This window comes from Streptomyces sp. NPDC093801, from assembly GCF_040701585.1.
GTDB lineage: Bacteria > Actinomycetota > Actinomycetes > Streptomycetales > Streptomycetaceae > Streptomyces.
In genome coordinates, this window is the sequence record NZ_JBFBDP010000085.1 from 1 (window position 1) to 7,127 (window position 7,127).

Genomic DNA, 7,127 nt, shown 5'->3' on the forward strand with positions numbered 1-7,127 from the left:
GTCTTCCAGGGTGTGCGTGAGGTGCTGACGGGCGGTGACGTGGTCCCCGCGTCTTCCGTTCGCCGGGTTCTTGAGGCGAATCCGGGTGTGGTGGTACGGCACCTGTACGGGCCGACGGAGATCACCCTGTGTGCGACGCAGCATGCTGTGTTCAACCCTGCCGAGGTGGGGATCACGCTGCCGATCGGGCGGCCGCTGGACAACACCTGTGTGTACGTCCTGGACCGGGCGCTTCAGCCGGTTCCCGCGGGTGTGGCGGGCGAGCTGTACGTGGCGGGGGCCGGCCTGGCCCGCGGCTACCTCAACCGCCGGGACCTGACCGCGGAGCGTTTCGTCGCCGACCCCTACGGTCCCGCGGGATCGCGGATGTACCGTACGGGCGACCTGGTCCGCTGGAGCGGTTCCGGAGAGCTGGAGTTCGTCGGGCGCGCCGACGACCAGGTCAAGATCCGAGGCTTCCGTGTCGAGCCGGCTGAAGTCGAGGCCGTACTGGCCGCGCATGCCTCGGTGGCACAGTCCGCCGTACTCGTGCGCGAGGACCAGCCCGGCGACAAACGCCTCGTCGCCTACGTCGTCCCGGCATCCGACGCGGCGCCGACGAGCGTGGCCGCGTTGCGTACGCACCTCTCCGGGGTGCTTCCCGAGTACATGGTCCCGTCCGCGATCGTCGTACTGGACGAGCTCCCACTGACCCAGAACGGAAAGGTGGACCGCAAGGCCCTGCCGGCTCCGTACGTGACGGCCGAGAGCGTCTACCGGACGCCGCGCACACCTCGCGAAGAGGTGCTGTGCGGCCTGTTCGCCGAGGTGCTGGGCCTGCCGCAGGTCGGGGTCGACGACAACTTCTTCGAGCTCGGCGGCCACTCGCTGCTGGCCACCCGTGTGGTCAGCCGGATCCGTTCGACGTTGGGCATCGAGGTTCCGATCCGGGCACTGTTCGAGACCCCGACCGTCGCGAAGCTCGCGGGCCGGCTGACCGAGGCCGACCTGGCCCGGCCCGCTCTCGAGACGCGGCCGCGTCCGGAGGTGCTCCCGCTGTCGTTCGCGCAGCGCCGGCTGTGGTTCATCGGTGAGCTGGAGGGCGCGAACCCGACCTACAACATTGCGACGGCCCTGCGGCTGACGGGCGCGTTGGACCGGCAGGCGCTGCGTGAGGCACTGCGGGACGTCGTGAACCGTCACGAGGTCCTGCGAACGGTGTTCCCGGCCCACCAGGGACAGCCACGACAGCAGATCCTGGACGTCGGCGCGCTGGATCCGCTCCTGACCGTCCTCGACGCGACGGGGTGCGACGAGGCGGCCGTGGCGGAGAAGATCGCCGGAGCGGCCGCACACACCTTCGACCTGTCGAGTGAGGTGCCGCTGCGGGCGTGGCTGTTCCAGCTCGGAGCGGACGAGCAGGTGCTGCTGTTCCTGGTGCACCACATCGCCGGTGACGGCTGGTCGATGGAGCCGCTCGCACGTGATGTGTCGATCGCGTACGCGGCGCGCCTCGAAGGGTCCGAACCTCAGTGGCAGCCGCTGCCCGTGCAGTACGCGGACTACACCTTGTGGCAGCACCAACTGCTGGGGTCCGAGGAGGACACCGGCAGCGTGCTCTCCCAGCAGCTCACCTACTGGCGTGAGACCCTTGCCGATCTGCCGGACGAACTGGCCCTGCCGGCCGACCGGCCACGTCCTCCCGTACCCACCCACCACGGTGACACCATCGGGCTGAGCATCCCGGCCGACCTGCATCAGGGTCTCGCCGAACTGGTGCGGGCCGAGGGCGTGACCATGTTCATGGCCCTGCAGGCAACGCTGGCCACGGTCCTGTCCCGGCTGGGGTCGGGCACGGACATTCCGATCGGAACACCGGTCGCGGGGCGCACCGACGACGCGCTGGACGACCTCGTCGGGTTCTTCGTGAACACGCTGGTCCTGCGCACGGACGTCTCCGGCGATCCCACGTTCAGTGAGCTGCTGGGCCGGGTGCGGGAGACGGGTCTGGGTGCGTTCGCGCATCAGGACGTGCCGTTCGAGCGGCTGGTGGAGGACCTGGCGCCGTCGCGGTCCATCGCCCGGAACCCCCTGTTCCAGGTGATGTTGGCCCTGCAGAACAACACCCAGGCGGTACTGGAGCTGCCGGGCCTCGACGTCAGTGCCGTGCCGGGAGGCGAAGCGCCGGCGAAGTTCGACCTGTCCTTCAGCTTCAGCGAGGTGTTCGGCTCCGGGTCCGCTCCGGCCGGGCTGCGCGGTGCGATCACGTTCGCCACCGATCTGTTCGACCGGACCACGGTCGAGCGGATCGCTGAGCGCTTCATCGGCTTCCTGCGGTCCGTGGTCGCCGATCCGCGTCAGCGGATCGGCCGGGTCGACATCCTGGACGCCGGGGAGCGGCGCCGCATCCTCACGGAGTGGAACGACACCGCCCGTCACCTCCCCGCCGTGACGCTGCCTGAGCTGATCCAGGGCCAGGTGGCTCGTACGCCTCGGGCGACCGCCGTCGTCCATCAGGGCGTCGAGCTGTCCTATGCGGAGCTGAACGCACGGGCGAACCGGCTGGCCAGGCTGCTCATCGAGCGGGGCGTGGGCCCGGAGACGCCGGTCGGTGTGGCCATGGAACGCTCCGCCGACCTCACGATCGCCCTTCTCGCGGTGCTCAAGGCCGGCGGGGCGTACGTGCCCGTCGATCCGGCCTACCCGGCCGAGCGGATCGCCTACATGCTGGACGACGCGCGGCCCGTGCTGGTGATCACCAGTACCGGGGCTGCGGCGAGCGTGGCGGGCGCGGACGCGTCGGCGTGCGTGGTCGTGGACGAGCCGCAGACCACCGAGCTGCTCCGGCGCTTCGACGCCGGCGACGTGGCGGATGCGGAGCGTGTGAGTGAACTCCTGCCCTCCCATCCGGCGTACGTGATCTACACGTCGGGTTCGACGGGCCGGCCCAAGGGCGTCGTGGTGCAGCACCAGGGCCTGGCGAGTCTGGCGGCCGGGCAGATCGAGCGCTTCGCGGTCGACGCCGACAGCCGCATGCTGCAGTTCGCCTCGCCGAGTTTCGACGCGTCGATCTCGGAGCTGGTGACGACCCTCTGCGCCGGCGCCCGCCTCGTGCTCACCTCGTCCGAGGAGCTGCTGGCGGGCCCGACGCTGACGCGCGTCGTTGCCGAGCATGCCATCACGCATGTGACGGTGCCGCCGGCGGTGTTGGCGACGTTGGAGCCGGATGCGCTGCCGACGGTGTCGACCCTGGTGACGGCCGGCGAGGCCCTGGGTGGGGAGCTGGTGGGCCGGTGGGCTGCGGGCCGCCGGCTGCTGAACGCGTACGGGCCGACGGAGACGACGGTGTGCGCGACGGTGACCGATCCACTGGACGCGGACGCCGTCCCGCACATCGGCTCGCCGCTGGTCAATACGCGGGTGTACGTCCTGGACGGGGGGTTGCAGCCGGTTCCGCCGGGTGTGGCGGGTGAGCTGTACGTGGCGGGTGCGGGTCTGGCCCGCGGGTACCTGAACCGTCCCGGGCTGACGGCGGAGCGGTTCGTCGCCAATCCGTTCGGGGCCGCGGGCGAGCGGATGTACCGCACGGGTGACGTGGTGCGGTGGAACGCGGCCGGTGTGCTGGAGTTCGTGGGACGGGCCGATGACCAGGTCAAGGTCCGCGGCTTCCGGATCGAGCTGGGCGAGGTCGAGGCCGTGCTGGTGTCGCACCCGTCGGTGGCGCAGGCCACGGTGATCGTCCGCGAGGACATCCCCGGAGACAAGCGCCTGGTCGGATACGTCGTCCCGGCGGGAGCGGTCCGGGTGGATGTCGACGCCGTACGCGATCACCTGTCCGAGGTGCTGCCCGAGTACATGGTGCCGTCGGCGCTCGTGGTGCTGCTCGGACTGCCGCTGACGGTGAACGGAAAGCTCGACCGCAAGGCCCTGCCCGCCCCCGGCTCGAACGACGCGACGTCGGACAGCCGGGAACCCTCGACCGCACAGGAGGGGATCCTGTGCAGCATCTTCGCCGAGCTGCTGGGCCACCCCCGGGTCGGGCTGGACGACGACTTCTTCGAGCTGGGCGGGCACTCGCTGCTGGCCACGCGGCTGGTCATCCGCATCCGCAAGGTCCTCGGCGTGGAAGTGCCGATCCGTGCGCTGTTCGAGATGCCGACCGTGGCCGGACTCACGCGCCGACTGGCGGAGGCCGGCCAGGCCCGGCCCGCGCTGACCGCCACGGCCCGGCCGGACGCGGTGCCGCTGTCGTTCGCGCAGCGGCGACTGTGGTTCCTGGGCGAGCTGGAAGGCCCCAACCCCGCCTACAACATCCCCATCGCCCTCCGCCTGACCGGCGACCTCGACCACGACGCACTGCAGGCGGCCCTCCGGGACCTCGTCGCACGGCACGAAGTGCTGCGGACCGTGTTCCCGTCCGCCGACGGGCAGCCGCGACAGCGGATCCTCGACCCGGAGGACCTCTCCATCGATCTGCCCGTGGTCGACGCCGGCGGCTTCGAGGAGGCGGAGCTGGCGGATGCGGTGGCCCGGGCCTCGGTGCACCCCTTCCGTCTGGCGACCGAGATCCCGCTGCGGGCCTCGCTGTTCGCGGTGGGACCGCAGGAGCACGTGCTCCTCCTCGTGGTGCACCACATCGCCGGTGACGGCTGGTCGCTGGGCCCGCTGGCGCGCGCCGTGTCCACCGCGTACGCGGCACGGCTGCGTGGATACGCACCCCAGTGGGAACCGCTGCCGGTGCAGTACGCGGACTACACCCTGTGGCAGCGGGAGCTGCTGGGCGACGATGACGATCCGGACAGCGTGCTGTCCCAGCAGCTGGCCTACTGGCGCAGCGCCCTCGCCGGCCTGCCGGAGGAGCTGGCGCTGCCGACGGACCGGTCGCGCCCGGCCATCGCCACACAGCGTGGTGACACCATCGCCCTGACCGTCCCGGCCGACGTCCACCAGTGCCTGGCCGAGCTGGCCCGCGCCGAGGGCGTGACGGTGTTCATGGTGCTGCAGGCAGCTCTGGCGACACTGTTCTCCCGGATCGGGGCGGGCACGGACGTGCCGATCGGCTCGCCGATCGCGGGACGGCTGGACGACGCGCTCAACGACGTCGTCGGGTTCTTCGTCAACACGCTGGTCTTCCGGACCGACACGTCGGGCGATCCCACCTTCGCCGACCTGCTGGGCCGGGTGCGGGAGACGGGTCTGGACGCTTTCGCCCATCAGGACGTCCCGTTCGAGCGGCTGGTGGAGGAGCTGTCCCCGGCCCGGTCCATGGCCCGGCATCCGCTGTTCCAGGTCATGCTCACCCTGCAGAACAACGCGCAAGCCGTCCTCGACCTGCCCGGCCTCGACGTCGACGGCATGCCCCCGGGCGTCACCCCGGCGAAGTTCGACCTGTCCTTCGCCTTCGGCGAGGCCTTCGACACCGACGGGGAGCCGGCCGGGCTGCGCGGCAGCGTCACCTTCGCCACCGACCTCTTCGACCGGACGACGGTGCACCGGCTCGCCCAGCGCTTCGTGCGTGTTCTGCAGGCCGTCGTCACCGCCCCGCGGCAGCCGATCGGCCAGGTCGACGTCCTGGACGCCGATGAGCGCCACCGTCTGCTGACCGAGTGGAACGACACCGCCCGGGACGTCCCGGCCCGCACGCTCGCGGAGCTGTTCCAGGCACAGGCGGCGCGTACTCCGGAGGCCACGGCCGTCGTCTCCGACGGCACCGGGCTGACCTACCGGGAGCTGAACGGGCGGGCGAACCGGCTCGCCCGGCTGCTCGTCGAGCGGGGTGTCGGCCCGGAGTCCCTGGTCGGGGTGCTCATGGAACGCTCCCCCGACCTGGTGGTCGCCCTGCTCGCGGTCCTGAAGGCCGGCGGCGCGTACGTGCCGATCGACCCCGAGTATCCCGCCGAGCGCATCGCCCTCATGCTGGAGGACGCGCGGCCGGCGCTGGTGATCAGCAGCTCACGGACGGAAAGGCCGCAGGTCGGGGACGGAGCGCCCCAGCTCGTACTGGACGGGCCCGAGACCGTCGCGGACCTCGTCCGCCGAGGCGACGCGGACCTGGCCGAGTCCGAACGCGCTGCGGCGCCGCTGCCTTCGCATCCGGCATACGTGATCTTCACGTCGGGTTCGACGGGGCGGCCCAAGGGTGTGGCCGTGCCGCACCGGGGCGTGGTGAACCGGCTGCAGTGGATGCAGTCCGAGTACCGCATCGGCGCCTCGGACCGCGTCCTGCAGAAGACGCCCTTCGGATTCGACGTGTCCGTGTGGGAGTTCTTCTGGCCGCTGTCGACCGGCGCGGCACTGGTGCTCGCGAGGCCCGGTGGCCACCGCGATCCCGGCTATCTCGCGGAGCTGATCCAGCGCGAGGGGATAACCGTCGCGCACTTCGTCCCGTCGATGCTGCAAGCGTTCGTGGGAGAGTCCTCCGTGACCGCCTGTACGGGGCTGCGGGCGGTGTTCTGCAGCGGTGAGGCCTTGTCGGCGGACCTGCGCGACCGGTTCCGGACCCTGCTCGACGTGCCGCTCCACAATCTGTACGGGCCCACCGAGGCCTCGGTGGACGTGACCGCCTGGCCGTGCGAGAACGACGCCGAAGCCGCCACCGTGCCCATCGGACGCCCCGTGTGGAACACCCGTGTCTACGTGCTGGACGCGGCCCTGCGGTTGGTGCCCGCCGGCTCGGTCGGCGAGCTGTACCTGGCGGGCGACCAGCTGGCCCGTGGTTACGTGAACCGGCCCGGTCTGACGGCGGAGCGGTTCGTCGCGGATCCGTTCGGGGCCGCGGGCGAGCGGATGTACCGCACCGGTGACCTGGTGCGGTGGAGCGCGGACGGCGTTCTGGAGTTCGTGGGCCGGGCTGATGACCAGGTCAAGGTCCGGGGTTTCCGGATCGAGTCGGGTGAGGTCGAGGCGGCGTTGGTGTCGCATCCGTCGGTTTCGCGGGCGGCGGTCGTGGTGCGCGAGGACCGGCCGGGAGACCGACGCCTCGTGGCCTACGTCGTTCCCGACCCCACTGCCGGGGCCTCGCTGGATGTGGCAGGGCTGCGTGGCCATGTCGGGGGGTTGCTGCCGGAATACATGGTGCCGGCGGCTGTGGTGGCGCTGGACGGCCTGCCGTTGACGGTCAACGGGAAGCTGGACCGCAAGGCGCTGCC

General features: G+C 71.3%; 1 protein-coding gene. It reads left to right on the forward strand.

Translation table 11 applies throughout. From position 1 onward, the window contains the following. Positions 1 to 39: 39 nt before the first annotated feature. Positions 40 to 7,127 (forward strand): amino acid adenylation domain-containing protein (locus AB0469_RS40740; RefSeq protein WP_366456665.1); only part of this gene is annotated, 7,088 nt, incomplete at its 3' end.